The sequence below is a fragment of the Escherichia sp. E4385 genome (genome assembly GCF_963883145.1).
Taxonomy (GTDB): Bacteria; Pseudomonadota; Gammaproteobacteria; order Enterobacterales; family Enterobacteriaceae; genus Escherichia.
Window position 1 is genome coordinate 623,158 of sequence record NZ_CAWOOJ010000002.1, and the last position, 25,985, is coordinate 649,142.

At 50.4% G+C, this 25,985-nt stretch carries 40 protein-coding genes and 1 pseudogene; 13 read left to right on the top strand and 28 right to left on the bottom strand.

Annotation, left to right across the window (positions count from 1 at the left end):
* Nucleotides 1-34: 34 nt before the first annotated feature.
* The 24 genes from AACS80_RS05355 to AACS80_RS05470 all read right to left on the bottom strand — a co-directional run bounded on the left by AACS80_RS05355 (nt 35) and on the right by AACS80_RS05470 (nt 16,037).
* A complete protein-coding gene (locus AACS80_RS05355; RefSeq protein ID WP_130563974.1) occupies nt 35-1,240 on the bottom strand; it encodes a phage major capsid protein in 1,206 nt (401 codons plus the stop codon).
* A 14-nt stretch (nt 1,241-1,254) separates the two neighbouring features.
* Nucleotides 1,255-1,905, bottom strand: coding sequence for an HK97 family phage prohead protease (locus tag AACS80_RS05360; RefSeq protein ID WP_001193632.1), 651 nt, complete (start codon nt 1,903-1,905; stop codon nt 1,255-1,257).
* Nucleotides 1,883-3,124 carry a phage portal protein gene (locus AACS80_RS05365; protein WP_000466255.1) on the bottom strand — a complete coding sequence of 414 codons (1,242 nt, stop codon included), beginning with the start codon at nt 3,122-3,124 and terminating at the stop codon, nt 1,883-1,885. The genes AACS80_RS05360 and AACS80_RS05365 overlap by 23 nt, the downstream gene beginning before the upstream one ends.
* Nucleotides 3,124-3,306, bottom strand: coding sequence for a protein YmfR (gene ymfR / locus AACS80_RS05370; RefSeq protein WP_000605606.1), 183 nt, complete (start codon nt 3,304-3,306; stop codon nt 3,124-3,126). Before ymfR ends, AACS80_RS05365 begins: the two co-directional genes overlap by 1 nt.
* Before the next feature lie 11 nt (nt 3,307-3,317).
* Entirely contained in the window at nt 3,318-5,051 is a 1,734-nt protein-coding gene (locus AACS80_RS05375; protein ID WP_240727239.1) for a terminase large subunit, read from the bottom strand.
* Entirely contained in the window at nt 5,048-5,542 is a 495-nt protein-coding gene (locus tag AACS80_RS05380) for a phage terminase small subunit P27 family (RefSeq protein WP_000929175.1), read from the bottom strand. Before AACS80_RS05380 ends, AACS80_RS05375 begins: the two co-directional genes overlap by 4 nt.
* A gap of 125 nt (nt 5,543-5,667) precedes the next feature.
* On the bottom strand, nt 5,668-6,018 hold the full coding sequence (locus AACS80_RS05385) for an HNH endonuclease (RefSeq protein WP_135410821.1): 351 nt from the start codon (nt 6,016-6,018) through the stop codon (nt 5,668-5,670).
* Between the two features lie 448 nt (nt 6,019-6,466).
* The gene (locus AACS80_RS05390; protein WP_135410849.1) at nt 6,467-6,901 is read right to left on the bottom strand and encodes a KilA-N domain-containing protein; all 435 of its coding nucleotides are present in this window, start codon (nt 6,899-6,901) and stop codon (nt 6,467-6,469) included.
* Nucleotides 6,902-7,119: 218 nt separating this feature from the next.
* Complete coding sequence (locus AACS80_RS05395) at nt 7,120-7,581, bottom strand: lysis protein (RefSeq protein ID WP_001565185.1); 462 nt, start codon at nt 7,579-7,581, stop codon at nt 7,120-7,122.
* Nucleotides 7,578-8,192 carry a glycoside hydrolase family 19 protein gene (locus AACS80_RS05400; RefSeq protein ID WP_135410820.1) on the bottom strand — a complete coding sequence of 205 codons (615 nt, stop codon included), beginning with the start codon at nt 8,190-8,192 and terminating at the stop codon, nt 7,578-7,580. Before AACS80_RS05400 ends, AACS80_RS05395 begins: the two co-directional genes overlap by 4 nt.
* Nucleotides 8,192-8,473 (bottom strand): phage holin family protein, encoded by a 282-nt coding sequence (locus AACS80_RS05405; protein ID WP_000422366.1) that lies wholly within the window; start codon nt 8,471-8,473, stop codon nt 8,192-8,194. The genes AACS80_RS05400 and AACS80_RS05405 overlap by 1 nt, the downstream gene beginning before the upstream one ends.
* Nucleotides 8,460-8,846, bottom strand: a complete 387-nt coding sequence (locus AACS80_RS05410; protein WP_001283169.1) for a phage holin family protein — start codon at nt 8,844-8,846, stop codon at nt 8,460-8,462. Before AACS80_RS05410 ends, AACS80_RS05405 begins: the two co-directional genes overlap by 14 nt.
* Before the next feature lie 145 nt (nt 8,847-8,991).
* On the bottom strand, nt 8,992-9,249 hold the full coding sequence (locus tag AACS80_RS05415) for a hypothetical protein (RefSeq protein ID WP_032176015.1): 258 nt from the start codon (nt 9,247-9,249) through the stop codon (nt 8,992-8,994).
* 150 nt (nt 9,250-9,399) lie between these two features.
* Nucleotides 9,400-10,152 carry an antitermination protein Q gene (locus AACS80_RS05420; RefSeq protein ID WP_138183686.1) on the bottom strand — a complete coding sequence of 251 codons (753 nt, stop codon included), beginning with the start codon at nt 10,150-10,152 and terminating at the stop codon, nt 9,400-9,402.
* A gap of 13 nt (nt 10,153-10,165) precedes the next feature.
* Complete coding sequence (locus tag AACS80_RS05425; protein ID WP_135410819.1) at nt 10,166-11,155, bottom strand: DUF968 domain-containing protein; 990 nt, start codon at nt 11,153-11,155, stop codon at nt 10,166-10,168.
* 7 nt (nt 11,156-11,162) lie between these two features.
* Entirely contained in the window at nt 11,163-12,005 is an 843-nt protein-coding gene (locus AACS80_RS05430; RefSeq protein ID WP_135410818.1) for a KilA-N domain-containing protein, read from the bottom strand.
* 19 nt (nt 12,006-12,024) lie between these two features.
* The gene (locus tag AACS80_RS05435) at nt 12,025-12,414 is read right to left on the bottom strand and encodes a RusA family crossover junction endodeoxyribonuclease (RefSeq protein ID WP_000767113.1); all 390 of its coding nucleotides are present in this window, start codon (nt 12,412-12,414) and stop codon (nt 12,025-12,027) included.
* The gene (locus AACS80_RS05440) at nt 12,411-12,737 is read right to left on the bottom strand and encodes a LexA family transcriptional regulator (RefSeq protein WP_094163017.1); all 327 of its coding nucleotides are present in this window, start codon (nt 12,735-12,737) and stop codon (nt 12,411-12,413) included. The genes AACS80_RS05435 and AACS80_RS05440 overlap by 4 nt, the downstream gene beginning before the upstream one ends.
* Nucleotides 12,734-13,387 (bottom strand): phage N-6-adenine-methyltransferase, encoded by a 654-nt coding sequence (locus AACS80_RS05445; RefSeq protein ID WP_135410817.1) that lies wholly within the window; start codon nt 13,385-13,387, stop codon nt 12,734-12,736. Before AACS80_RS05445 ends, AACS80_RS05440 begins: the two co-directional genes overlap by 4 nt.
* Nucleotides 13,387-13,881, bottom strand: a complete 495-nt coding sequence (locus AACS80_RS05450; RefSeq protein ID WP_072178178.1) for a PerC family transcriptional regulator — start codon at nt 13,879-13,881, stop codon at nt 13,387-13,389. The genes AACS80_RS05445 and AACS80_RS05450 overlap by 1 nt, the downstream gene beginning before the upstream one ends.
* Nucleotides 13,878-14,870 (bottom strand): hypothetical protein, encoded by a 993-nt coding sequence (locus tag AACS80_RS05455; RefSeq protein ID WP_167852433.1) that lies wholly within the window; start codon nt 14,868-14,870, stop codon nt 13,878-13,880. The genes AACS80_RS05450 and AACS80_RS05455 overlap by 4 nt, the downstream gene beginning before the upstream one ends.
* Nucleotides 14,827-15,039 (bottom strand): DUF4222 domain-containing protein, encoded by a 213-nt coding sequence (locus AACS80_RS05460; RefSeq protein ID WP_001250270.1) that lies wholly within the window; start codon nt 15,037-15,039, stop codon nt 14,827-14,829. Before AACS80_RS05460 ends, AACS80_RS05455 begins: the two co-directional genes overlap by 44 nt.
* A gap of 175 nt (nt 15,040-15,214) precedes the next feature.
* Complete coding sequence (locus tag AACS80_RS05465; protein ID WP_000514174.1) at nt 15,215-15,799, bottom strand: YmfL family putative regulatory protein; 585 nt, start codon at nt 15,797-15,799, stop codon at nt 15,215-15,217.
* Between the two features lie 37 nt (nt 15,800-15,836).
* Entirely contained in the window at nt 15,837-16,037 is a 201-nt protein-coding gene (locus AACS80_RS05470) for a Cro/CI family transcriptional regulator (RefSeq protein WP_000205494.1), read from the bottom strand.
* Between the two features lie 97 nt (nt 16,038-16,134).
* On the opposite strand from AACS80_RS05470, the gene AACS80_RS05475 reads away from it, so the two are divergent.
* The 12 genes and pseudogenes from AACS80_RS05475 (at nt 16,135) to AACS80_RS05530 (ending at nt 22,242) form a co-directional block, all read left to right on the top strand.
* Nucleotides 16,135-16,761, top strand: coding sequence for a LexA family protein (locus AACS80_RS05475; RefSeq protein WP_000450740.1), 627 nt, complete (start codon nt 16,135-16,137; stop codon nt 16,759-16,761).
* Nucleotides 16,762-16,970: 209 nt separating this feature from the next.
* Nucleotides 16,971-17,246 carry a hypothetical protein gene (locus AACS80_RS05480; protein ID WP_001514782.1) on the top strand — a complete coding sequence of 92 codons (276 nt, stop codon included), beginning with the start codon at nt 16,971-16,973 and terminating at the stop codon, nt 17,244-17,246.
* 275 nt (nt 17,247-17,521) lie between these two features.
* A pseudogene (locus tag AACS80_RS05485) lies at nt 17,522-17,832 on the top strand (hypothetical protein).
* 14 nt (nt 17,833-17,846) lie between these two features.
* Nucleotides 17,847-18,209, top strand: coding sequence for a protein YfdP (gene yfdP / locus AACS80_RS05490; protein WP_135410816.1), 363 nt, complete (start codon nt 17,847-17,849; stop codon nt 18,207-18,209).
* Between the two features lie 65 nt (nt 18,210-18,274).
* The gene (locus tag AACS80_RS05495) at nt 18,275-19,099 is read left to right on the top strand and encodes a YfdQ family protein (protein ID WP_000081287.1); all 825 of its coding nucleotides are present in this window, start codon (nt 18,275-18,277) and stop codon (nt 19,097-19,099) included.
* Between the two features lie 128 nt (nt 19,100-19,227).
* Nucleotides 19,228-19,764: a 5'-deoxynucleotidase gene (gene yfdR / locus AACS80_RS05500; protein ID WP_000008249.1), complete on the top strand. Its 537-nt coding sequence runs from the start codon at nt 19,228-19,230 to the stop codon at nt 19,762-19,764.
* Entirely contained in the window at nt 19,755-20,633 is an 879-nt protein-coding gene (locus tag AACS80_RS05505; protein ID WP_135410815.1) for a phosphoadenosine phosphosulfate reductase domain-containing protein, read from the top strand. Before yfdR ends, AACS80_RS05505 begins: the two co-directional genes overlap by 10 nt.
* Nucleotides 20,630-20,833, top strand: a complete 204-nt coding sequence (locus AACS80_RS05510; protein ID WP_000156999.1) for a hypothetical protein — start codon at nt 20,630-20,632, stop codon at nt 20,831-20,833. Before AACS80_RS05505 ends, AACS80_RS05510 begins: the two co-directional genes overlap by 4 nt.
* Nucleotides 20,826-21,065 carry a hypothetical protein gene (locus tag AACS80_RS05515; RefSeq protein ID WP_000476212.1) on the top strand — a complete coding sequence of 80 codons (240 nt, stop codon included), beginning with the start codon at nt 20,826-20,828 and terminating at the stop codon, nt 21,063-21,065. The genes AACS80_RS05510 and AACS80_RS05515 overlap by 8 nt, the downstream gene beginning before the upstream one ends.
* Entirely contained in the window at nt 21,062-21,373 is a 312-nt protein-coding gene (locus AACS80_RS05520; RefSeq protein WP_000073886.1) for a hypothetical protein, read from the top strand. Before AACS80_RS05515 ends, AACS80_RS05520 begins: the two co-directional genes overlap by 4 nt.
* Nucleotides 21,373-21,945: a 3'-5' exonuclease gene (locus tag AACS80_RS05525; RefSeq protein ID WP_138183687.1), complete on the top strand. Its 573-nt coding sequence runs from the start codon at nt 21,373-21,375 to the stop codon at nt 21,943-21,945. The genes AACS80_RS05520 and AACS80_RS05525 overlap by 1 nt, the downstream gene beginning before the upstream one ends.
* Nucleotides 21,946-21,981: 36 nt before the next feature.
* Entirely contained in the window at nt 21,982-22,242 is a 261-nt protein-coding gene (locus AACS80_RS05530) for a pyocin activator PrtN family protein (protein ID WP_096933071.1), read from the top strand.
* 48 nt (nt 22,243-22,290) lie between these two features.
* Here the strand turns inward: AACS80_RS05530 and AACS80_RS05535 are convergent, their stop codons facing one another.
* Both AACS80_RS05535 and AACS80_RS05540 read right to left on the bottom strand, forming a co-directional pair.
* A complete protein-coding gene (locus AACS80_RS05535) occupies nt 22,291-22,731 on the bottom strand; it encodes a type II toxin-antitoxin system YafO family toxin (protein ID WP_138183688.1) in 441 nt (146 codons plus the stop codon).
* Between the two features lie 8 nt (nt 22,732-22,739).
* Nucleotides 22,740-23,309: a hypothetical protein gene (locus tag AACS80_RS05540; protein WP_135410814.1), complete on the bottom strand. Its 570-nt coding sequence runs from the start codon at nt 23,307-23,309 to the stop codon at nt 22,740-22,742.
* A gap of 443 nt (nt 23,310-23,752) precedes the next feature.
* Here AACS80_RS05540 and zur point away from each other — a divergent pair, with 443 nt between their 5' ends.
* Nucleotides 23,753-24,268 carry a zinc uptake transcriptional repressor Zur gene (gene zur / locus AACS80_RS05545; protein WP_130205794.1) on the top strand — a complete coding sequence of 172 codons (516 nt, stop codon included), beginning with the start codon at nt 23,753-23,755 and terminating at the stop codon, nt 24,266-24,268.
* Between the two features lie 41 nt (nt 24,269-24,309).
* Here the strand turns inward: zur and AACS80_RS05550 are convergent, their stop codons facing one another.
* Nucleotides 24,310-24,519 carry a CsbD family protein gene (locus AACS80_RS05550; protein WP_001030602.1) on the bottom strand — a complete coding sequence of 70 codons (210 nt, stop codon included), beginning with the start codon at nt 24,517-24,519 and terminating at the stop codon, nt 24,310-24,312.
* Between the two features lie 115 nt (nt 24,520-24,634).
* Nucleotides 24,635-25,960 (bottom strand): MATE family efflux transporter DinF, encoded by a 1,326-nt coding sequence (gene dinF, locus AACS80_RS05555; RefSeq protein WP_135410813.1) that lies wholly within the window; start codon nt 25,958-25,960, stop codon nt 24,635-24,637.
* Nucleotides 25,961-25,985 lie beyond the last annotated feature (25 nt).

Below are 25,985 nucleotides of genomic sequence, written 5' to 3' on the forward strand. Positions count from 1 at the left end.
AGAACAGGGGGCGCGGTTCCGCGCCCCTGAGTGATTACGCCGCTGCAATCTTCAGCAGTTTGATGGCCTGCGAATCGACCAGCATGCCGCCGGTGCGTTTGGTGGTATAAAAACCGACAAACGGTTTATTGGTGTACGGGTCACGCAGAATGCGGGTGCCGATACGGTCAACGATGGTGTAACCCCGTTTGAAGTTACCAAATGCAATGGCTTTCGCATCAGCGGCGATATCCGGCATCTGTTCGTTTTCAGCGATACCGTAACCCGCCAGAGAGGACGGCTGCCCCAGCTCCAGCCCCGGACGCCACAGATAGTTACCCTCGCTGTCTTTCAGCAGACGGATGGCAAACAGGCTATTGTTGTTCATCATGAACTTCGCGCCGGTGCGGTGTGCCTTACGCAGCGTGTAAATCAGTTTGATAATGGCGTCTGCGGTCACCGCCGTCGCGGCGCCGGATACAATATGCTGAAGTTTGCCGAACGCCCGGACCTTATCGGTTTCATCCGTGGATTCATACGCCAGGAACCCTTTCGGCTTCTTGGTACCATCGCCGGTGGTAAAGGCAATTTCTTCCTGTTCGGCAAATTCGGTTGCCAGCTCGCTGTTGATCCATGCTTCCACGTTGAAAAAGGCATCATCCAGCATTTTCTGGGTGGCCTGCGGGTTACCGTAGATTTCCCCCATGAAAGGTTCAATCAGGCCCAGTTTTGAGGTGGCAGTCTGGGAGCGCGCGTCAGTCTCGCCAACCCATCCAGAAGCCGTGCCGCCCAGATTCACCAGTTTTTTGTAGTCGGAGCCACCAACGGTGATCACCGTGGCTTCCTGGCGCATCACCACTTCATCTTTCAGCAGGGTGAGAATGTTGCGATCCAGTGCTTCCGGCACGGCATAGCCGCCGTCTTCATCGGTGCCCACCTGTAATGCCTTGCGCTCCAGATCGCGCAGACCATCTTCACGGCCTTTACGCAGGAAGCCCACAAACGCTTCTTTATGCTCGGTGGCCAGTTTATTTTGCGCACCACCTGCCGGACGTTTCAGCTCAAGCAGCTCTTTTTCAAGATCGCTTTTGAGGTTTTCCAGCTCGCTGAGTTTCCCGTTCAGGGTTTCCACCTGCCCGGCAAGCTTGCCTTTTTCCTGCTCAATCGCATCCACGCGCTTGTCGTTCTTTGCTTTGAAGTCGTCAAACTTCTGCTGCAGCTCCTGCGCGACCTGTTCTACATCTTTAATATCTACCGCCATCGTATTTCTCCTGATTAGAAGTTCAGATTTTTCAGTGCATTCAGTGCAGAGCTCACATCCTCAGCGTCGCGCAGGGACAGTGCGCCATAGCCCCCGGCCATGAATGCTTTGGCCTGGGTACGGGAGAGTCCGACATCACGCAGGACTCTTTCGATTTTTTTCTGTTCAGGGATTTCCCCGCGGGCCAGTGCGTTCTTGACGTCGCTGATCCGCGCCTCGTCGTTAGACGGAAACGTCACCAGACTGACTTCCCAGAGGTCGATTTCTTTCAGCAAAAAGGCTTCTTTGCTCCGGTCGTATTCCCAGTCTTTCAGGACGTACCCAATAGAAAGGCCGGTTAACGAACCGGCCTTCATGTGTGCATGTGCGCGTTTTGCGAGGGGATCATCATCAATAAGCAACCGTCCCCTGACGTAAAGCCCGACATCGTCTTCCTTCATTTCAGTGTAAACACCGATGGGTTCATCCATGCGGTGCTGCCAGAGCAGCGCAGGTAACGCTTTTCTGTCACTCCACGCCCGCAGGGAAGCAGCAAATGCCCCGGACATCACCACATCATCGTGGCTGTCCTTTACACCAAAGACGGAGCCATACCCTTCAAACTCACCGGAGTCACTGACAGATTTCAGACTCAGCGGTACATCAAGACGTTGTTTCGTCTGCATTGGCGTTATCCTTCTGCTTACCGGCCTTACTGCCATCGGAGGGTTTCGTGGTCATGTTCATCGGTGTGAGATAGACATCACCACCGGGACGCGGATTCATATCTTCCAGGTCGCGGCAGTCATTGGGAGAGTAAATTCCCCAGTTGATCCCGGTGGCGTAGGCTTCAAAACGGGACTTCATATCCCCGCGCAGTAACGCCCCGGCGTTAAATTTGGCGTAATAAACGCCCTGCTTACTTTTTCGTACCAGTCCGGTGTTGATCCGCTGTTCGATGCGGGTCAGATACGGCACCAGTGAATAGTTGATAAATCCCAGCCCCAGCTCTTCGATATTGTTGAAGGTGGCGCGATCGGTGTTCTGCACCATGTGCAATGGCACACGGAACAGACGACAGATTTCTTCAAGCTGAAACTTGCGGGTTTCCAGGAACTGGCTGTCCTCGGCGTTCAGCGCCATCGACTTCCAGTCCAGCCCCATCTCAAGGATCATCGGGCGGTGAGCATTACCAAGCCCGGTGTGACGCTCCTCAAAATCTTTCTTCAGACGCTCATAAGCCTGATCCGACAGCGTCTGCTCTGTACGCAACACACCGGACGTCACCGCACCATTGCTGAACAGTCTGGCCCCGTGCTCTTCGGTCGCAGCTGCCAGCGATATTGCCTCGCGGGCATAGGCGATGGGATTCAGTCCCACCAGACCGTCCAGCGTCAGCGTGCGCACATGCCAGATATCTTCCTGGCTCAGTACATCCGTGGAGCCATCCGGGAATGTGACCTGATAGACCGGCTCCCAGCTACTGTTAAGCTTCGGTACCACACAGCCGGGATCGACGGGCAGCAGTTCAGCCACTTCGCCAAATGCTTTCACTTTGTAGGCGTAAAAGTTTCCCCGCAGGCACAGACAGGTGACCACCAGCTCCCAGAACTCCTGCGGCGTCATATAGCCATTGGGATGCGTGGAGATCAGCTTATGCAGACGCTCGCCGGTGGCTCTCTGTTTCAGGCTGCCGTTCAGGTGATACAGATTGCAGGGCAACATCCCGACCGACTCTGCCAGCACCCTGACGCAGGAAAAAACCGCCGTCAGTCGCATGGCCCGCTGGCTGCTGATCTGCTTTCCGGTATAGGTGTCATATGACAGCCCGATAGCATCCGCCAGCTCTGCTGGCGTGGTCACCGGTGCGTCACTTTTTCGTTGAAATAATCCCGAAAAGAACACTATTTACCTCCGCCGACAGACGACTGTGTACGGTCGAGATATCGCGCCACCAGCCACGACCAGAACAGGCACAGCGCCCCGGCAACAACAAACCCCGCCGGGGGATAAATCAGCCAGGCACCATACGCCAGCAAAAGCGCACCCAGCACGCCCACCAGAGGCGCGAGAATCAGCATGATCATAATTACCTCAGTTAAAGCGAGCGGATCCCGTAGGACTCAATGTGATCAGACAGCGTGTCTTCTTTCTCGTACAGCATGGCTCTGCCAACCGCCATAATCAGCGCAACTGCACCATCAATTTTGTTTTCCGCCTGCTCCTTGACGGGCTTCACCACATCATCGTTACCCGGAATGGTTTTGCCGACCACGTTGCCGATACACCAGGTCATGATGGGATTGCCGTCATGATGAAAACGCCCCGATTCAATTGCCGCTTCCAGCTCTTTCATCGGGTCGGACATGTTGGTGTAGTTCTGAATGATAGTGACGGGATTCAGGTCTTCATCCGCAAGGTCATGCGACAGCCCGGTCGCCCCGAAGGGGTCGATGGGTGACTCACTGACCGGGCTGATTTTGTTCGCCGCTTTGGCCTCCTCGAGGATGTAGCGATAATCCACCTCCGCACCATCGGTAACGGTCAGAACGCCCATTTCCACCCATTTCTGAAAGCGCTCGGCTGTCCGGCGATCTTCATTTTTCTCGACGTTGTACACCGTGTCATACGGTACCCAGAAGCGCGGAGCCACACTGTAGTAATGCGTTTTACCGTCAATCTCGCGGGTATAAAGTCGCGCCATACTGTTCATATCCAGCTTACGCGCCAGGTCAAAGGCCAGAATGCACGGCTGCCCCTCAAACTGCTCAAGGGTCAGTGATTTATCCTCGCAGCTCTGCCAGCTCACCAGGTTGAAATACGCCGAACGCGCCGACACCCAGATATTGAGGTGTTTTGTTTTAAAGACGTTTGCCAGACGGGCGTTATTTTTCGCACGCTGCTGCTGACTTAACAAAAATTCGCGATAAACCGACACGCCAATATTTGGATTGGCTTTTTCCAGCACCTGCGGGTCGGTCCAGTCGTCACCTTCATCAACGGTATAGATGATCCCGAACAGTTCATCGTTGGGCACCGAGCCGTTGAGCATCTCGATGACTTCCCGCCGCTTGTCGTAGCACGGCCCCTCAATGTTGTACCCGGCAGTAGTAATGGCCCACATCAGTGGCTGACGTCGCGCCCCCATCCCGGTAAGCATCGTGGTGTAAAGCGCATCGGTGGCGTGCTCGTGATATTCATCCACCACCGCACAGTGGGGTGATGATCCATCACCGGGGTTACCGATCAGCGGTTCAAACCGCGCGCCATCCTCCGGACGGTTCATGTTTGAGGCGTTAACCTCAATCCCGAACGCTTCCGTCAGCATGGGTGTGCGTTTACACATCAGTCGCGCCGGGCGAAAGACTTCCCACGCCTGTTTCTCTGTCGTGGCACCGGAATACACTTCCGCGCCAAACTCGTTATCACAGGCAAAACAATACAGGGCAACACCGGCAGAGATTGCTGATTTGCCGTTCTTACGGGGGATTTCGGTGTACACCTCCCGGAAGCGGCGCAACCGGGTGCCTTTATTGACCCAGCCAAACGCACAGCAGATCACAAAGAGCTGCCACGGCTCCAGCGTGATGGGCATCCTCTTGAATGCCCACTCACCCTTGGTGTGCGGCAACAGCTGAATAAATTTGGCGGCCCGTTCAGCCAGGTCCTTGTCGAAGCGGTAACGAAACGACTTACTTTTTTCCGCCATCAGGTCATCAAGATGGCGCTGGCAGGCCTGAATCACAAACTGGCAGGCCACAATCTTTCCGCGAACGACATCCCGGGCATACTGATTGGCAGCATTTACGTTGGGGTAAGATTTCCGGCTCATGATTCGATGATTTTCAGAAACGGGTTAGTGGCTTTCTTCTGCCCCGCCAGGCCAATCAGACGCTGGCGGCTGCTGGGGTCGAGTCCGAGCATTGCCCCCGTGCTGCTCATCTCAGACTCCTGTTCTTTTTTGGCAGTCAGCTCCGGATTTTTGACCATGCCGCCCATTGCACCGGTGATGGTGTTGCCCTGTCTGGCAATATTTTTCACGGCACGTCGCCAGAACTCATAGGCCACGCACCACCGCTCAAGCACCGCGAGGTCAGTCACGCACAGCAGGCCCTGACCGCAGAGTTCTTTGGTTGTCAGTTGCCACATGATCGTGGCGAGAGGGAGATCTTCTTCAGCGAACCACTCCGGTGGCTCAACACCTTTGATGGGCGTAAAAACAGGTTCATCTTTGTTCAGGGCTCGCTTGCCGGGGTTTCCGGCCAGCGCCTTGCGCGCCGTTGGCTTGGGGCGACGCCCGGAACGCCCCGCCGTTCCAGCCATATGCGGCACTCCTGGTTAAATTTCATTTTTCGCGGGTATAAAAAAACGATGGGGCGGGCAGTCCCGGACAGTCAGGGCTGTAGAGATTTGACCCGCCCCTCCCCCCATGCAGTTGAGAATTATTATCACTTCAGCCGTTCACGAGCCGTCTTCGCCTTATGACACGGCCAGCACAGACTCTGCAGATTACTGTCGGCATCAGCGCCGCCATGCGCTTTAGGGATGATGTGGTCAACGGTTTTCGCCTCACGCACCACACCAGCACGCAGACATAACTGACATAAACCTTTGTCACGCTTCAGGACGCGCTCGCGGATACCGTCCCACTTCGAACCATAACCGCGCTGATGACGGGACTGGCCTGGCTTGTATTGCTTCCAGCCTTCGCTTTTGTGGCTTTCGCAGTAGCCTGACGGGTCTGTGGTGGTATGGCGGCAGCCGCGAACACGGCAGGCTTTTGGGATTCGTGGCGGCATATGTACTAATCTCCGATTTATCCAAATTTCACTGCCATAATGCCGACATTCTCTGCCATTATTGGCTCCGTTTATCCGTTAAAAGGGATATCAGTTAAGTTATCCCGTGTAGGGTATAAGCCATTGTCGAGACCACTCATTGAATGGCCTCTGCAATAACCGATGTCTTTCCATCAGTCCGCCACCACAAAGAATCTTTTTTGCCATAAGGCAGGAGGTTCATCTTTCAGTGGCTGCCAGTGTTATTTCCCCACTTACTGGCTTGGGTTGTTTCGCTGTAATGCCGTAACTGGTTGCCCAGAATAAATTCCGGTTTCATTATCAAGCCCACCCGTAGATAGGCTTTGTAATGGCTACTTCGCTTTTGCTTCCGCTCGCTTACGCCGGCGCTATTCTTTCCTCTCGGCTTTTGCCATGTCCATGAATGCCTGCATGATCGAGTTCCGCATCATGTAGCTAACAAAGTGATGATTGACACAGCCGTTGAGACGCAGCTGCTCGCCATGTCTTTCTTCTGGTCAAACTCATGACATTTCATGTTGAGCTGCGCACTTAAGCTGTTGCGATGCTGAAGCTCTCCGGTGAAGTAGTCATCGAGGACTTTATAGGCTGCATATTTAAATCCAGGGTTTAGCCATGCTGCGTAATCATAAGCAACGAACTTTCCGCCATAAGTTCCACCGTGCACACCGCGTTCCGTAAAAACCACAGATTCGTGGTTTTTCTCCAGCTCGGCTAAGAACTCTTTGGTCTGCTTGTTTCTCAGGTAGTGGTACGGCGATTCGGCATCACTTTTTCCACTGGCTTTCCACATATCGGTGAGGCAGATCATGCCATCTTCACCGATACGAATTGGTTGATTGAAGAGGGTTAATGATTTCATAGCGTGTACCAACTCTTTGAAATGAACCTTTGCCGCACAGGAAACCAGCCCACCGAGGCTCGCCAGCACTAACTGGTATCCTCAAAGGCCCATTCCAAAGGGTCAGGTTCGGTGTTTATTGTGCGCTGCGGTGCGCGGTGAAATACCGGTACAAAAATGCCCCGCATCTGCGAGGCATTTTCCTGAAAGTCACTTGTTAAATTTCAGTGAAATTAAAATTATTTTAAGCACTGCGTCCTGATGTACTCCTGCAGGTAGTTAACCTGCGCGGTTATCCTGTCGATTCCACTTCGGAGACGGTAATAATTGAGTTCAGCATCTGCTGTAAGTCCTGGGCTTTCTCCATCGCCCATGCCGCTGGCTCCGGTCGTTGACTTTGCACAGGTGGCGGCGACTTGCAGGCGCTTACGACCAGCAGAAACATCAGCACGGAGACTTTCGATAGTCGCGTTAGCATCAGCAAGCTCCTTTGTATATCTGGCATCGAGTTCTGCTACGTCACGTTGACGCTTCTGCATATCAGAGATCGTCGCCATAGCCGAATCTAATGCCATAGCGTTTTCGTCGCGCTGTTTTTTGTATTCAATGGCTTTATTGTGGTAATGATTAGCTGACCAGACAAGACCACCAGCAATACAAGCAATAAACGTTAAAATGAGCGCCCAATAACTCATCTTCATACCAGCAGCGCCGCCCGCGCCTTGTTGTATCGAACCTTACGATCCTCAATACCGTTCAGACCGCCGTTAATGATGCGCGTAACACGATTAATATCGGCACCGTAGACCATGCAACCTTTAGAGGTGTAGAACCATGCAGCTGAGCGCGCTGCCTGTAGCTCCTGTTCCAGTTGTTCAGGTGAAGTCACCAGATCTAACTTCAGCGCCGCGCCACAGATGCGATAATTATGGAGGCCAGTGATTTGAATTAATCCTCTACCACGATATTTCCAGCCATCACCTGGTGCTTTGTTACCCAGTCGGTTGCTATACACAAGATTGGCAATAGCATCCTGACGAGCTGCATGTCCGGATATTCTGCCAAGGGCATCAGCCTGCTGCTGTGTAATCCTCTTTCCGAACGTCGCCACCAGCGCAGATGGTGTGTAGTTAAAATTTTCAACTACGGCGCTAAACCCCATCGACTCATGGCCTACCTGAGCGATAAACATTGCCTGATCCGCTGGTGCTGTAATGCCGAATTCCTTCATCGCCGCATCAATGTGCGGAAACCAGCGCGCAGCCAGCCCGGCGCTAATACCAGCCGCCTTTTGAAATAATTGTTGGTTCATTAGTGCCTCAGATGATCAACCAGACGTGCAACGTTGCCTCTGACGGCCACCAGCACGGAAAGAAAAATAGTGTTCGCCACGATAATGGGCCATGAGGAATGAGGATAAATCCCACAGAGATAGGCCAACGGAACAGCACTGTATGTAACAGTAATCAGCCAGGCTAAACGTGAAACCCAAGGACGATGCCGCGAATCACCACGACGATAAAACATCAGAGTAATAACAACACAAGCACATAACAGCGCATTTATAGTTGCTGTCGGGTCATTTAGCTCCACCTGAACCTCCCCGGCGCGTTATGAGCGCCACCAGCGAGCCGATATCCTGATTATTCAGGAACGTCAGGATTTTAACGGCTAAAGCAGAGACGATTACGGCACCAATAGCATCCAGAGGTTTATCACTGTATCCGGTCAAGTTCGCCAGCTTGGAGCCAACCAACCCAGAGCAAAGAATCCCGGCAATATATGACACGATAAAATATGCCAGTCGACGCGATGCACTCAGATCTGCTGCTGTTGCTATGTAGAATACAGCCCCTGCAAATGCGCCAAATACAACGCCGTAATCAGTTCCGGTCAGCAGTCCATAAACACTGGCACCCGTCAGGGCACCACCAGCCAGTCCAGTACCGGAAATCGGATCGGACATTTAGCCCCCTCTTAATTGCTGTTGGTCCTCTCAGATATGAGGGGAAGGGATCTTAATGACAGTTTGTCTATTATTTCAGACAGACTAAAACCTGATTACATATCAGAAGAAGCAGCAGAATTTCTCCGCTCACTAAAACTTTCAGTCAAACACTACCCTGTTGATTATTTCTCAGAGGCGGACTTGACTCCCAGGGGAAACTCAACTTTCCGTTAAAACCACCAGCAGACATCCGTTCAATTTCCACAGAAATATCACTGAGCCGTTCTTCAAGCTCTGCTTTTTCTTTTACCAGACGGTTATAGCGGCTTAGATGAAGCTTTTGCTGCTCCAGCCAGTCTTCAAGCTGTTCAACAGTCATACCAGGGTTAAAAAAATATGGCTGCTGCTTTTCGCCCTGCATTATTGACCTCCAGAAAAGCAAAAACCCCGCCGAAGCGAGGTTTGTTATGATTTCGTTAACGGCAGACATACAAAGCCCATCGTTGGGAAAATCTTATCCATATTTTTTGAAAAATGCAAGCATCATGTCGCCATCTTCGGCTAAAATCATTTATCTTGTCACTTTTCTCAATTGTTTCTCTGCATATGCTTCTTCCTGCCAGCACTTTGTAACCAGTTTATCAATGACATCTGCATATCCTTTGTACCACTGATAATCAGTCAGGTCTGGTACCAGCTTCTGGACATGATGCCGCGCCAGTGTGGTTGGTAAACGGCTAAACCGGTTTCCATTGCAACGCCCACAAACCTTATAAACAGGCGTGCCATGAAGCCGGGTTCTTTTTTCATCCAGGACAATACCTTTACCCTTACACCCTCTGCACGCTGTGCTGACTTCTCCCTTACCATGACAATGCTGACATAGTTCCTTCACCCACTCTTCTTTGATAACAGATTCCCCGCTTCTGGAGTGTTTCACCACCTCGCGCAATACATTATGAAATCCAGTACCAGCACAATGCTCACAGCGAGCCTTACTTGCCGCAGACCTGGAATAATCAGCAAAGGCAAAATTCACAAGGTAAGGGATGATCTGTAACCGGGTTTCTTCACTCAATTTGTTCAATGTCGGGTTATCCAGTGCCATCGCGTAATTAAGCAGACCTTCAATCGCAAACTGAGGATCCTGAACACCAACTTTTGCCAGGAATAAGGCAAACCCAAGCGGTGCTTTCGACTGCACCATCCCCTGCGCAGCCATCACATCTGTAATTGTTAAACCACCCGAGCCTGTCGCCGGTGCGTCATCACTCAATTTTGGAGATTTTGGGGAGTAATATTTTGGTAAAGCTTCAAGGTTCATGCTCGTTCTCCACTTACGCCAGTACGCCTATTGCCAGCGCACGATCGATAAAACGAAATATCAGCTCCAGCTGGGAGCCATACTTCTCTTCAAATGCCACGGTATCCGCATGCAGCTCGTCGTGATGCTTTCTGCACAAAGGCAACACAAAGAGGTCATGCGCTTTTGTACCCATTCCACCCTGACCGTGACCTATCAGGTGGTGGGGATCATCAGCAGGCTTTCCACAACATGCACACGGCTGTGTCTTAACCCAGCGCGTGTACTTTTCGTTAACCCAGCGGCGACGTTTGGGGCGTAACATAAAAGACTCCGGCGACTCCGGATCCACTTTCAGTGCCAGCACCTTTTTCGCTTTATCCTGGATGATGCTGGTGGCAGGAACCGAAGGCACAAGGTCACTTTCCCGGGTGACAGACGGCACAACAGGCTTCGGTAATCTCAGTGCCTTACGGGCTGCACTTTCCGGTAAGGCATCCGCCAGGTCATTACGAACCAGCCACCAGCACAGTTCCGGCATTGTCACAACGTGACTGTCATCAAAACCGAGATCCCGACGCACGACAGATAACACCCACCGGGCACAGTTATCCGTTGCCATTGATTCCAGCCGTTCCGTGAACTGATCGCGCAGCTGGTTATCGCAGTGCCAGCACAGACGGATTGCGCCCGGCGCGTGCCGCATTGTGGTCATGTTATCGCTGTGCCAGTCGGAATGAGGCCACTGACAGCCCTTTTCACGAAGTAACCAGCTTTCAAGACATTCCACGCCACCAGCACGACGGATCACTGCCTCATTGCGGAACACGGCCCGAACGGCAGGATCATCCGCCAGCGGTTGTGATGCCGCCGGAACGGCACCACTGGCGAAAGATGAATAACGTTCCGGCTCAGGCTCCAGCAGAACACGCCCCTGCATAAACAGGGGCATCAGCTCTGAACCTGGTCTGAACAATACGATCCCCATACGTGGGGCAATTTCAGGGGTCAGTAGTGCTCTCACGGTCACCTCAATGAACGGTATCGAGCAGCTTTAACAGCTCAGGGAATCGGGATTCGAAGAAGTGCGGCTGCGTCTCGCGCGGATTTGCAGGACTGGTGATGTTCTTGCCGAACATGCAGCCTTTCGCTGTCAGCGACCAGAATTTTTTGATGTTGTTAATCGCGGTACGGCTGTATCGTTCGCGTTGTTCAACGATCCCCAGCTTCACCATCTGGTGATATGCCTGATTAGCCGTCAGGCGGATACCATACTGTTTCAGCAGTGCACTCAGCGACAGCGTGGGGCGACTTGAGCCATCAGGCGCGTCAGCAGGAGCATCAATGGCATAGCGCGGTGCCAGATTCGGTAAGCCAACAGCCTCCTGAAGCTTCTGACAGGCACCAAGCACAGATGAGTTAGACAGGTTTAACTCCCGACGCATAAAGTCCAGCAGAATCACACCAGCCTGCATCTTGTCAGCAGCCTGTCCGGATAATTTTTCCGGTGTGCAGGTTACCATGTCGAAAGTGCGGATCACCTTCAGATGGAATGACGGCCTGATCCACATTGCATAGGCATACACCAGTTCCTTACAGACATATGTTCCGCCATTCCGCCCTTCTATTTTACTGACAGGTTTACTACCCAAATTTTGGGTAGTTTCATTGAATGAACCGACACCCAGATTTTGGGTATCGATCAATTCCTGAACCAGCTCAGTAATCTGTTGGCTGGAAAGAAACTTTCCCGGCTCCTTGGTTCTGGCATTTGCACCAGATGCTACTGCTGCGCGATGCAGATCGTTCAGGCTGTAACGTCCATAAGCATCACGACGAACTTCAATACCATCAATGACCATCAGATTATTCATACTTCGTTTCTCCTCTTAATCAGGCGGCTGCACCCGCCGTTTTCTCGTACTTACTGATAGTGATCTCGACCTTCCCTTCCGGGATAACCGGTCCCCACTCCACCAGCATTCTTTTCACCTGACTGTCGTCTTCCCACACACCCGCGTGGGTCAGGGCGTCAAACAGCGCCTTGTTATAGTTGTCCAGATCGCGGATCCGGTTATCCGGAGGAAACAACACGATCTCCACTGAAGCAGGTGCCGACGTTGGTTTCGGCAGACGACGTAACTGCTCAACTATTGCTGCGCACGCCGCGCTCTGGAATTTTCGCCCCGCCGCGCTTATCAGGCTCTTACCAGCAAACGCCCCTTTGTTGGGGTGTCGCCAGTACGTGTTCACGCTGGGCGGGAAAGGCAGGATCAGCTTCATACTTTCAGGCCCCTCTTATGTAACCAGTGGGTTGCACGCAGCCTGGCGTTTTCCTCACCGGCAAGCAGTGAGCGGATAATCCCGACCGCCTCGCTGTCGTCGTCCTTCATCGCAGTATGAAGCGTTATCCCCCGGGCCACGCCACGCTTTATCGTGATGACGCCTTTTTTCTCCAGTGCGCGAAGATGCTCCACCGCTGCATTCACCGAACGGTATCCCAGCATGGTTGCCACCTCCTGATTGGTTGGCGGGAAGCCACGTTCTTTCTGATAAGAAATCAGCATATCCAGCACCTGCTGCTGGCATTGAGTTAACGTCGTCATGCCGCCATCTCCCTGACCAGTTTTTCCGCCTGCTGGCGAACCTGCACCAGAAAGGCTTCACCACATGCCTCAAGTTCATCGCGCCCGATGTAGCTGATTGCCGGTCCCTTCCAGGTCTTGTCGAAAACAGCAATAGCACCAGCGAAGAAAGCGCCTGTCGGCACCTGCCTCTCATCCTTCGGGATAAACCAGGCAGGCAGTTCAAAACCAATACGCCCGCGAATAAAAGCAATATGGTCCGCATCTTCCGGCCACCACACTTCGCTGGTGGCAGCTTTGATCAGGAAAACATAGCGCCCGCCCTTATCACGCATGGCACTGGCATGCTTCATGATGTAACGCATGCCGGTGATGTATTGCCCCTCATGCTGACTGGCGCGGCTGTATGGGGGATTACCAAAGGCAGCACCTTTAAGCTCCGCAAGACGTTCTGACCAGTCATGCGCCAGCGCGTTGTCTTCCGCCGTGTAATACGCAGCACATTTGGCGTTATCACCGTCAGTGAACAGATCCAGAACAAACGGGCCAAACAGGGTGTTAATTCCCCAGAAAATGTTGTCCGGCGTGCGCCACTGATCGCCCACTTCCTTCAGTTCATGGGCTGGTTTGTTCCGCAGTTCCACCAGCTCCTGGCAATATTTATTACTCATTAAGCCCCCACGTAATTCCCTGACAGATACCACTCATCACCCGATACAGCTCGCTTGCTGCTTTTCCGTAAGCACTGCTCACGACGCGCCAGAAAATTGTTTCGTTCTGGCTGGGAGTGGCTTTCACGGAATGCCGCCATCCACACGGTTGCAGCACGACGGTATAAGCCTCTTGACTCCAGTTCTTCAGCCTGGCGGGTCAGGCACAAAATCACCCGGGGATCGTTAGTGCCGACATAGAAATTGCGCACAGGTCTGGTTTCACGAACTGGTTGTGGTTCCGGCTCCTGCGCTCTCTCAGTCAGGCGCGGGAAATGTCTGCGTGTATCCCCTTCACAACGGTGAGCCACACGCCCACTCTGACGTAACTTGCTTGCTGACTGCAGTACGCGCTGCCGTGAGTAACCTGCAAAAGCATCCGCAATGTCTCCGGAAGTACACCCCGGATGGGCTTCAATGAATTTCTGAACGTCATTCAAAAGACTCATGATCACCCCCTGAATCCTGCCGGGATCTGGCTGTAGTCCACGTTGTCGTAACTGGATTTGAAGTACGGGTCCTCGCGTTTTTCGGTGTACGTGCTGACGGACGGCGATAAGCGCAGGGAAAGCTCATCCCATTTTTCCCGCAACTTCGACGGGCTGAGCACGTTACGGCACCAGAACGGATCGCGGCTGACGCGGCTGTACATCTCGCAGATTTGTTTGTGAGTACGACCATCCTGCACACACATCAGGCGAATTTCGTTTGCCCAGGCTGTCCAGTTCGGCTCTTTGGGACGAACCACCTCGCCGTCACATTCGGCAGCCTGCTCGTACAGGGCGATGATTTTTTTCCAGAGCCACTGTGCGCAGGTCAAATCATCCTGCGTCCCCCACTGGCGCTTTTTAGGGCTGAATACAATCGCATCAGGATGGCGAGTTAAAAAATCCTGTTCAGCCGTCTGCGTGTCCGGTTGCGAAGCGTCCGGACGAGAAGAGGTTTTATTCTCTGTAGTAATCTCTGTTGTATTCTCTGTAAGATCATTGGGCCATTTTGACCCGATGACAGCGTGTCGTTTTGAACCAATGGATCGTGTCATTTTGCGCCCATCCATCAGGTCACTTTGACCCGATGGAGAAGAGCATTTTGACCTGATGGATTCGTTCACTTTGACCTCTTCTAAAAGCTCACTTTCATAGTTGATCGTGTAGAAGTTGGTCATGTCACGCTTCGATTTATTGAGTTGCTCGCGACGCAAAACCCCAAGTGATTTCAGGCTTGCAAATGTGCGTTTCAGAGTGGACTCTGACCAGAACGGAAACTGCTCCAGCCACTGTTCTGTCGTGTTATAAACCCAGCGAATTCCGCCATGCTCAGTGCCTGAATTCGTTTCATTCAGCCAGTAATGAAGCTGCTGCAACACAATTGCCTCATTCAGACCAATACGGCATGCAAGATCACGATTTATCACAATGGGCTGGGATGTCATTAACAGGCTCATGACCGACCTCTATTTCCCTGAATTTACGACGAAACTGTTCGAGCGGGCTGAAGCACTCATGTTCATAGCCTTCACGGAGGTAGATAACCCGTTGTGTTTCCGGCTCCCAACGAATGACTCTGACGGGCACTCCGTAGTGATCTTTGAACCAGCGGTTAACTTGTCGCAAAGGACTGTCTCCTTCTGCCGGTTGAAATCACCCACAGCCCACTCTGCAAAGCCGTGGGTTACAATTTCCCTGTCACCTGGTACATTCACTGCATAGCAATACTCCACCTTCGCTTTTCCACCCGGTACAGGAAGCGCAATCAGTTGCGAGCGACGGTAGTGTGTTGTTAAACTGTTCATGCGTTAGTTTCTCCACAACCAGAAGCAATCGACGCCACGACGCCCGGAGCTGCACACTCGCGGGCGTTACTCTTTTCCGGCGCACAAAAAACACGAAATAACAGTGTTAAATGCTCCTGCCACTTCGCCATTACTTGGTAGCTGTTCTCTTCGATTTGCTCGCGTTCAGCCTGGTCAATAACTCCATCAGCAGTTGCCTTGCGTAAGTACTGAGAATGCTTACCAATCCATTCGATTGACTCCATCAGCCGCTGATTAATGTCACCATTGTCAATGTCATCAATGACCACCAGCGGCACAAACACCCCATTACTACGACGGGCTATTGCATCCGTTACATGCCTGGTACCACTGGCATCCTGTAAAACCATGGCCCACTCAAGTGGAAAAATTTGATCCCCACCGCTACGCAGTCTGTTATGCAATTGATCTTTTGCCGGGGTGATATCATCAGATTTATACAAACCAAGAATTTCCGCTGCTTCCTCATAACCATGAGGTAAATCAGCAATCGTTCTTCGTATTGCTGCCACCAGCCATGCTGGCTGTTTATCAACTTTCCATTCAGGTTCTTTACCCACGGTTAATTCCTCATATCTGTGGTTTCTGTAAATCGATTTATCCATTAGATTTTTCATAAAGCTCAGGTTTAAATGGCAACCGTCCGCAAGTTCTATATGCAGCCTCTGCTGCACGTCCTTTTGGAATTAACTGGCCAGGACGGTTTCGCCACTGATAAACGGCTTCAGTTGTTATGCCGAAAAAAGCAGCAACTTTCTCAATGCTGCCGAAGTAGCTTTCGATATCGTCAGTCGTCATATGCCCTCCAAACTAAGTTTTATTAGATGTTAATTATCAATCTATCTTAGGTCAATAAAAACTAAGATTACTTAGTAATTAAAGAAATGGTGCTCCTATGGAAACGGTTGGTCAGCGTATAAAAGCTCTGAGAAGGGTTACCAGAACGTCCCAGAAAGAATTGGGTAAATTTTGTGGAGTAAGTGACGTTGCTGTGGGGTACTGGGAGAAAGACATCAATGTCCCTGGTGGGGAAGCACTTTCAAAATTAGCGAAGTTCTTCAATACGTCAATAGATTACATTCTTTATGGTGCTGAGTTTGAAGGCAAACTCGTCACAAACATGCGCAGAGTTCCTGTAATCTCGTGGGTTCAGGCTGGGCAGTTTACTGAGTGCAGGACAGCAGAAGTGTTTAGTGAAGTAGACAAGTGGGTAGATACATCATTAAAGATTGGTGATAACTCATTTGCATTGGAGGTTAAAGGCGACTCCATGACTAACCCTAATGGCCTCCCAACAATACCAGAAGGCGCAACAGTGATTGTAGATCCTGATGCAGAACCCCGGCATGGAAAAATAGTCATCGCTAGACTTGATGGAACAAACGAAGCCACAGTAAAAAAATTAGTTATCGATGGCCCTCAAAAGTTTTTAGTGCCATTAAATCCCCGGTACCCCAACATCCCGATCAATGGTAATTGCCTCATCATTGGTGTAGTCAAAGGAGTTCAATACGAACTCTAGCCCCCACCCTTTTCTCTAACCAAAACACCGAACTAAGAAAAGTTTGGTGTTTTCTCTTGCCATTAAAACTAAGTTAAGTTAGATTTTATATCAAAGATAACGAACAGGCAGGACGCCCACGAAGTAGCCGCCTGGGGCATATGAAGTCCAGGATGATTCGTTGAGTCATGTTGTGCCACCAGGCACTCATGTTAAAGCAGGTGTATGAAATGAAAGTCCAGATTTTAAACAATAGTGGTGAAGTCGTTTGGTCATACGACATAGCCGCTCCTGTAGATCAGAGCGGCGATAGCTGGACCAATGGGAAACATCAGATTATGGCTGGAGTTGTATTCTCTTTACGCCGTGCTTTGGAACAGGCTGAAGTATTTCCATCAGACCCTGAATGGAAATGGCCTTTTTCTATTTGTCCAAATTCGGAGAGTACATTTCAGAAAATTGGTCAGAAAGTCGCACTCGAAGAGCATCAGCCAACTGTTTCCTGATTTTTTCAGGTAGCTCGTCGGCATCGCAGAAACAACAACGCTCGATCATGTTGAAAGCCGATTCGTAGAACTGTTTCTGTTGAGTGTCGCTGAGACAGGAAAAGAGCGACGTTACGATGATTTTATTAATTGCATTATCAAGTTCTTTTTCATCAAAAGTCATTTGATTTTCCTTTTATGTATACGGGCTTAAAAGGATACCACCGAGCCTGAAGTGGTGAAAAGACAGGCACATAACAGCTAAGTATTTTCAACCAGAGAGAATCCTTTGCGTTGTGGTGAATGCGGCTCAGCGCACGCGGGTTAAGGTTGAGGCTGACAGTCGACCTTCTGTGGAGACCCACCCGCCTGGTGTGCAACCTTCGCCAGGCACCGGGAGGCACCCGGCACCACAACTTTATGCTGTGTGTAGTCCTGGCGGTACCAGTTTGTATCCTTGCTTCCGGCTGGTACCGCTCTTTTTACAAAACAGAGAAGAGCATCACCGGACGACGGGCTCATAACCCAATCCATCCGGGCGGCTGCCACCGCAGGTGTTCTTCTCTGTTTTGTGGAGAAACTAACCGACCTTGCAGGGTCGATATGATGAGGAGCAGCAAAATGGCTAGCGAACGCAGTACTGATGTGCAGGCATTTATCGGGGAGCTGGACGGCGGCGTATTTGAAACCAAAATCGGCGCAGTTCTCAGTGAAGTCGCTTCCGGTGTGATGAACACGAAAACCAAATGTAAGGTCTCACTCAACCTGGAAATCGAACCGTTTGATGAGAACCGTGTGAAAATCAAACACAAACTCTCATATGTTCGCCCGACTAACCGCGGGAAAATTTCCGAAGAAGACACCACCGAAACGCCGATGTATGTCAATCGCGGTGGTCGCCTGACTATTCTGCAGGAAGACCAAGGACAATTACTGACTCTTGCCGGTGAGCCTGACGGAAAACTCCGCGCAGCAGGTCGTTAATATCGTTCTTAATAAACTGATTATTTATCTCATCACTGAATATCTTTATATAGTGAGGACTTATTATGTCTCAGAACTTAGACGCAACCGCAATTAATCAAATCCATGCCCTCATTTCTGCTCAGGGTGTTAATGAAATTATCAGTAAGATTGGTGCCGATGCTGTGGCATTGCCTGAGAATTTCCGCATTCATGATCTGGAAAAATTTAATTTAAATCGCTTCCGTTTCCGTGGTGCGCTTTCCACTGCCAGCATCGATGACTTTACCCGTTATTCTAAAGATCTTGCAGATGAAGGCACCCGCTGCTTTATCGATGCCGATAATATGCGAGCAGTCAGTGTGCTTAACCTGGGTACTATTGATGAACCAGGTCACGCAGATAACACCGCCACTCTCAAACTGAAAAAGACAGCACCGTTCTCTGCCCTGTTGTCTGTTAACGGCGAGCGTAACTCCCAGAAGTCACTGGCAGAATGGATTGAAGACTGGGCCGACTACCTTGTGGGCTTTGATGCTAATGGTGACGCTATTCAGGCAACAAAAGCGGCTGCGGCGGTCCGTAAAATCACGATTGAAGCAAACCAGACCGCTGATTTTGAAGATAATGACTTCAGCGGCAAACGCTCCCTGATGGAGTCTGTCGAAGCGAAGACCAAAGATATTATGCCAGTGGCATTTGAATTTAAATGCGTTCCGTTTGAAGGTCTGAAAGAACGTCCATTTAAATTACGCCTCAGCATTATCACTGGCGATCGTCCTGTACTGGTTCTGCGCATTATTCAGCTGGAAGCAGTGCAGGAAGAAATGGCTAACGAATTTCGTGATCTGCTTGTTGAGAAATTCAAAGACAGCAAAGTAGAAACCTTTATTGGTACTTTCACCGCCTGATTTCATTACTGCAAATGCCCCTGCGGGGGCATTTATGGAAACGTAATTAACTCAATAATCGCCGGATGGTGAGGGCTTCCTTTTACCCGAATTCAGCGCGGTGCAGCGCATATAACGTGGAGAACAAAATGTCATTTATTAAAACTTTTTCCGGGAAGCATTTTTATTATGACAGGATAAATAAAGACAACATCGATATTAACGATATCGCGGTTTCCCTTTCAAATATCTGTCGCTTTGCCGGTCATCTTTCACACTTCTACAGCGTCGCCCAACATGCGGTGCTTTGCAGCCAGCTGGTGCCGCAGGAATTTGCTTTTGAAGCGTTAATGCATGATGCAACAGAAGCGTATTGCCAGGACATCCCCGCGCCACTGAAACGCCTTCTTCCTGACTATAAACGGATGGAAGAAAAAATAGACGCCGTAATCCGTGAGAAATACGGGTTACCCCCGGTTATGAGTACGCCCGTGAAATATGCCGATCTCATCATGCTGGCAACCGAACGCCGTGATCTCGGGCTTGATGATGGCTCTTTCTGGCCTGTACTGGAAGGCATCCCGGCAACAGAGATGTTCAACGTGATTCCACTGGCACCGGGCCATGCCTACGGGATGTTTATGGAACGCTTCAACGAGTTATCGGAATTACGCAAATGTGCATAACTCATGTAGTTAGTTTTTCTGGCGGGAGAACATCTGCATATCTTGTTCACCTGATGGAAGAACAAAGAAAGGCTGGCAATAACGTCTGCTACATCTTTATGGATACCGGTTGCGAACATCCGCTGACATACCGCTTTATTCGGGAGGTTGTGAAGTTCTGGGGCATACCGCTAACTGTGTTGCAGGTCGATATAAATCCAGAGCTTTGGCAGCCAAATGGTTATACGGAATGGGAACCAAAGGATATTCAGACACGAATGCCGGTGCTTAAACCGTTTATGGACATGGTAAAAAAATATGGCACGCCATACATCGGCGGCGCGTTCTGCACTGACAGATTAAAACTCACCCCCTTCACAAAATACTGCGATGACCATTTCGGACGAGGGAATTACATCACATGGCTGGGTATTCGTGCAGACGAACCTCGTAGGCTGAAACCGAAATCGGGCGTCCGGTATCTTGCCGAGCTATCTGATTTTGATAAGTCGGATGTTATCCGGTGGTGGCATAAACAACCTTTTGATTTGCAAATCCCGGAGCACCTCGGGAACTGTGTTTTCTGCATCAAAAAGTCCACGCAAAAGCTGGGGCTTGCATGTAAAGACGAACCTGGTCTGATGCGAGTTTTTAATGAGCTGGTTACAGGTAAACACGTCCGGGATGGTCACCGAAAGACAAATAAAGACGTTATGTACCGTGGTCATCTGAGCCTTGACGGGATTGCCAGAATGTATGCCGACAGCGACTACAGAAATTTGTATCAGGCGATGGTGCAAGCCAGGCGATTCGATACCGGCTCGTGTTCAGAGTCATGTGAAATCTGGGGTGATCAATTGGAATTGAAATTCGAAGAGGTGGTGGCATGACAATCGTAAAAACCCATACCGGCATTGTGATCACCAAAGACGGCCCGCAGGTAAAAAAACTTCACCAGACAGAGCGGATGTGGGTCGTCGGCAAAAACGAGTTTTACCACAAAGAAACCGGACGCCGCCACTTTGCAGAAAATACGCGCCGCCGACTACTGATCGACACCATCAAGCCTATCGAGGTGAAGCATGTTTAAACAGAACGAAAAATCTATCGCTCAAATTGCTGAGTATATCCCGCGTGCGTGCCGGGGTATGCAGTTGCAGGAAGCCAAAGCGCGCCTGGAGAAAAAAATTGCGCTCTATATCGATGACGGCTGTGATGCTGCCGTTCTTAACGCGGCGTTCGCGCCAGCTCTTAACAGTCATACGCGGGAGTCTTTTTTTTCGCGCATCGCAGCGCAGATCCGTAAAGGAGGCAACCAGTGAGCAATTATCTGTACTGGTCTGGCTTAGTGGCTAACATTGCGCTCATGTTGTTCGTGGCTCTTTGCATCTGGGTTTGGTTTATCTGGCCTTTTGTAGAGGCCATGAGCATAACTCGGTGCTTTATTTGCGCATCAAAGACTTCTGGATGCAAACCAACTGTAAGAGCAATTATCAGAACTTTAAAATACTGGTATCTGGATTTGCTTTTCGGCAGGGGCTGGACGCGAATTAGTAACCGCCAGTTTGAATGGGAAGGCGTCGGTAACTGGCGAATTCACAGCAGCAAAGAAACGCAGGAGGTGAAGTAATGAACAACTTAATGATCGACCTTGAGACGATGGGGAAAAATAAGGATGCACCAATCGTTTCCATTGGCGCGGTGTTCTTCACCCCAGAAACCGGAGACATCGGACAAGAATTCTATACGGTTGTCAGCCTGGAAAGTGCTATGGAACAAGGGGCCACACCTGACGGCGATACCATCCTGTGGTGGTTGAAACAGAGCCCTGAAGCACGAGCTGCAATCTGTATTGATGATACTTTGTCGATCAGCGATGCACTCTCTGAACTGAGCTATTTCATTAATCAGCATGCAGACAATACAAAATATTTAAAAGTCTGGGGTAACGGGGCCACCTTCGACAACGTAATTTTACGTGGAGCTTATGAGCGAGCAGGACAAATCTGCCCGTGGGCATACTGGAATGACCACGATGTACGCACGATCGTTACGCTTGGGCGTTCCATCGGATTCGACCCCAAAATGGACATGCCTTTCGATGGCGAACGGCACAACGCCCTGGCTGATGCCCGTCATCAGGCAAAATATGTCTCCGCTATCTGGCAGAAATTAATTCCTGCCACCAGCACAGAATTATGATCTTCCCGGGTGCAGCCGGTTTTGATGGAGAAAATTATGAACACCTTGTTTTTACTGATGGCTGAATTCAATACCCCAAACATTGAGCTGTCAGCTGTATGCCAAAAGTATTTCGGTATGAGCCCTAACACAGCAGAAGCGAAAGCAAATGCATGCCAGTTGCCGATCCCGACTTATCGTGTTGGTACATCACAGAAAGCAAAGCGCTGCATCAACATTCAGGATCTTGCTGAATATATAGATAAACGGCGTGAAGAAGGCAGGATTGAATGGGAAAAGGTAAGAGCATCAAAATAACAAAGCTGCTGACAAAATATAAAAACCCACCGATAAGGTGGGTTAATTTTAACTGTAACGGAATTCTCGAGCGTAAGAAGCCAACGTTCTCATCCGATCATAGTTTTGGGCACTGAAATGAGCAACTGGATGAAACAAAGCTATGAGTGAATAGCTGTTCTCATCAAGCAGATTTTGAGCATAAACGAGAGCGGTATCAGAAGTCCGATACCACTGAACCGTTTTAGGGTCTCGCAAGTCTGCACCTTCCGGTGGTGCATCAAATTGCTTGCCATCTAAACATAGGTGAATATGCATCAAACCTGAATCCTTAATGTCATCAGGCCTGTCATAAGCAGTATCTCGGCCAAAATAATCTGGAAGAGAACCAGTTGCTTTGTACCTTGCAAAATCATCAAGCAAGCTTTGCTGAAGATCTGGAAAATCCACAAAAACCGGAGAGAAAAAAAAGCCAAAACTCTTTTGGTTATACTCTACGGAAACGTGCAATTTTCACCTCAGTGGAATTGACCAGAAACAAAGGTAGCCGTTCCATGCTTAGCTAAAGCACGTAAACCATCCATATCAATGGAACTCGCAAAAGTCTCAACTGGCTTCAACATTTGACCGATAAGATCATTCAGACGCGAAGCTGCTGAGCGCGCTTGCGCAGTAGTTACTAATACTGGTTTAACAACTCCTTTGAGCTCATCGGGACATTCTTTATAGATGTTCTTAATAGCACCCTCAAGGCCACGAAGATGAAGCTCAATGAGGTCTGACTTTTCTTGATCGAGAGTTTCGATGATTTGGGTACGAGCATCTTCGCTATCAGCATTGGCAAGCATAAAATATGCCTTGCTAAGAGTGCTGGTTAAGTCACTAATAACACCAAGAGCTTCCTTAAGCTTCAATGAACTCTCATACTCATCAGCCACAGACAGGTAGGTACACGGCGCTTGCTTAACATTAGGCACATCTTGGCAATACATCGCCGTGGTGTGCTGCATAAGCAGGCCCACTGCAGCGGCTGTCTTAAAAGTATCCAAAAACGGCATTTTATGTTTCACATCACTATGTCTGCGCATAACGAACTCCTTTAGCTTAAGGAGAACCTCTGACCAATACGGCCTCAGGCCGGGGGGTGAGCAATAGCCTCAGCTATTTGGAGCAAAGTCTATAACCGCGGTTGTTTTTGGTCAATCAGATAAGGCAGCAAATGGTGCTTTATGAATAGAAAGAGCAAAACCTCAGGTTCCCAATAGGCTCCCACAAAGTGTATAACTAGTTGTTTTTCAAAAACGGTACATCCTATCGAGCATAGGAGCAATAGAGAAACGGTATGCGGGATAAGCGGTTTGTGATTCTGCTGACATGGCGATTTTTTAAGCATCTGGTGAATTGGGGGCGCTACTATAGCATAACGAATATGCGATCAGGCAATGTGGCAGCTTCGACGCCCGGTTGTCGGCGTTTAAGTGAGAATTATGGTAAAGTAAGGACATTCTTAACCCCACTTTCGAGGTGCACAATGGAAAAGACCACAACGCAAGAGTTATTGGCGCAGGCTGAAAAACTCTGCGCGCAGCGTAATGTGCGCCTGACTCCGCAACGTCTCGAAGTGCTGCGCCTTATGAGCCTGCAAGAAGGGGCTATCAGCGCCTACGATCTACTTGATTTGCTGCGCGAAGCCGAGCCGCAAGCCAAGCCGCCGACGGTTTATCGCGCGCTCGATTTTCTGCTTGAACAAGGTTTTGTGCATAAGGTTGAATCCACCAACAGCTATGTGCTCTGCCATCTGTTCGATCAGCCTACGCATACTTCAGCCATGTTTATTTGCGATCGCTGCGGCGCAGTGAAAGAAGAGTGTGCAGAAGGCGTGGAAGACATTATGCATACGCTGGCGGCAAAAATGGGGTTTGCCCTGCGGCATAATGTGATTGAAGCACATGGGCTCTGTGCGGCATGCGTGGAAGTAGAAGCGTGTCGTCATCCTGAACAGTGCCAGCATGATCACTCTGTGCAGGTGAAAAAGAAACCGCGTTAAGAGGGCGTACATCCTTGTACACATCGGGCAGGAGGGATCAATTACCAGCGGTAATCATGGCGTTTTTCCCAGCTATCAACCTCTTTTTCTGCCTGATCTTTCTGGTAACCGTAACGTTCCTGGATTTTACCCACTAACTGATCACGCTTACCTTCAATGACCGTCATATCATCATCGGTCAGTTTGCCCCATTGCTCTTTCACTTTACCTTTGAACTGTTTCCAGTTACCGCCGACTTCGTCTTTATTCATATTCAAATCCTCATCGTTAGGTGGTGAATGAGAGTACGCTCACTTTTCTTCTGAACGTGGGATTAAGTGTAGTCAGCAATTTGGCTTAGGATTATTTATTCAGAACTTTTAACCGTCACGTTGCGGCAAACCAGGTTCCATTACGCCAGTGACGACGCCAGATAACCGCTAGTGAAAGCCCGCGCAGCGCCAGAAAGACGGTTAACGCCAGCCACAAAGCATGATTACCCAACCACGGCAACGTCAGTAGCGTCAAAGCAAACCCTGCTGCTGCGACTGCCATACTATTGCGCATTTCGGCAGCGCGCGTTGCGCCAATAAACATACCGTCCAGCAGATAACACCAGACTCCCACCAGCGGTAAAATAACCTGCCAGATTAGGTAGCGATCGGCCAGATTCTGGATCTGCGTTAACGACGTTAGCAACGCGATGATATGTTCTCCCGCCAGCAAATAAACCACCGAAAACAACAATGCCACGATCCCCGACTGGCGGCACGCTGCGCGCCAGACATCCAGTAACTGGCTACCGTCGCGCGCACCATACGCCTGACCGGAGTGAGCTTCAACCGCGTAGGCAAAACCATCCAGCGCATAAGCGGTAAAGGTGAGTAGCGTCATCAGGACCGCGTTGACGGCGATAATATCGCTCCCCAGCCGCGCACCAAGAACCGTTATTGCGCCAAAACAGAGTTGTAGCAGCAGTGAGCGCAGCATAATGTCGCGGTTAAGCGCCAGCAAGCGACGGAAGTTTCCTCGCCAGGCTGTTTTCAGCATTTCGCCGGAGATGCCACGTAGTTTGAGGATTTTACGCACCATTAGCAGACCAATCAGCAATGTTGCATATTCCGCAATAACCGTCGCCAGCGCCGCACCCTGCACGTTCATATGCAGCCCCATCACCAGCCAGACATCCAGCACAATGTTGAGGATATTGCCAACCACTAACAAAATCACTGGCGCGCGGGCATATTGCACGCCGAGCAACCAGCCGAGCAGCACCAGATTCGCCAGCGACGCCGGTGCGCTTAACCAGCGGATTGCAAGAAAGCGCCGAGCCTGTTCCAGAACCGCTTCGCTACCACCAACAATATGCAGCGCCAGCTCGATAATCGGCGTACGCAGTAAGGCAATCAACGCTCCGGCCCCCAGTGCCAGCAGCAACGGCTGCACCAGCGCACGCGCCAATGCCTGAGGATTTTTGGCACCATAAGCCTGTGCAGTAAGCCCGGTAGTGCTCATACGCAAAAACAGCAACAGCATAAAGAGAAAACTTGTCGCCGTTGCGCCAACCGCCACGCCGCCCAGATAAACCGGACTATCAAGATGACCAATGACCGCCGTATCAACCAGTCCCAGCAAGGGAACGGTGATATTGGAGAAAATCATGGGTAAAGCCAGATGCCAGAGTGCCTTATCAGATGAAGTGAGGAATGCCATGCAGACAAGCCTGATGAAGAGAGAT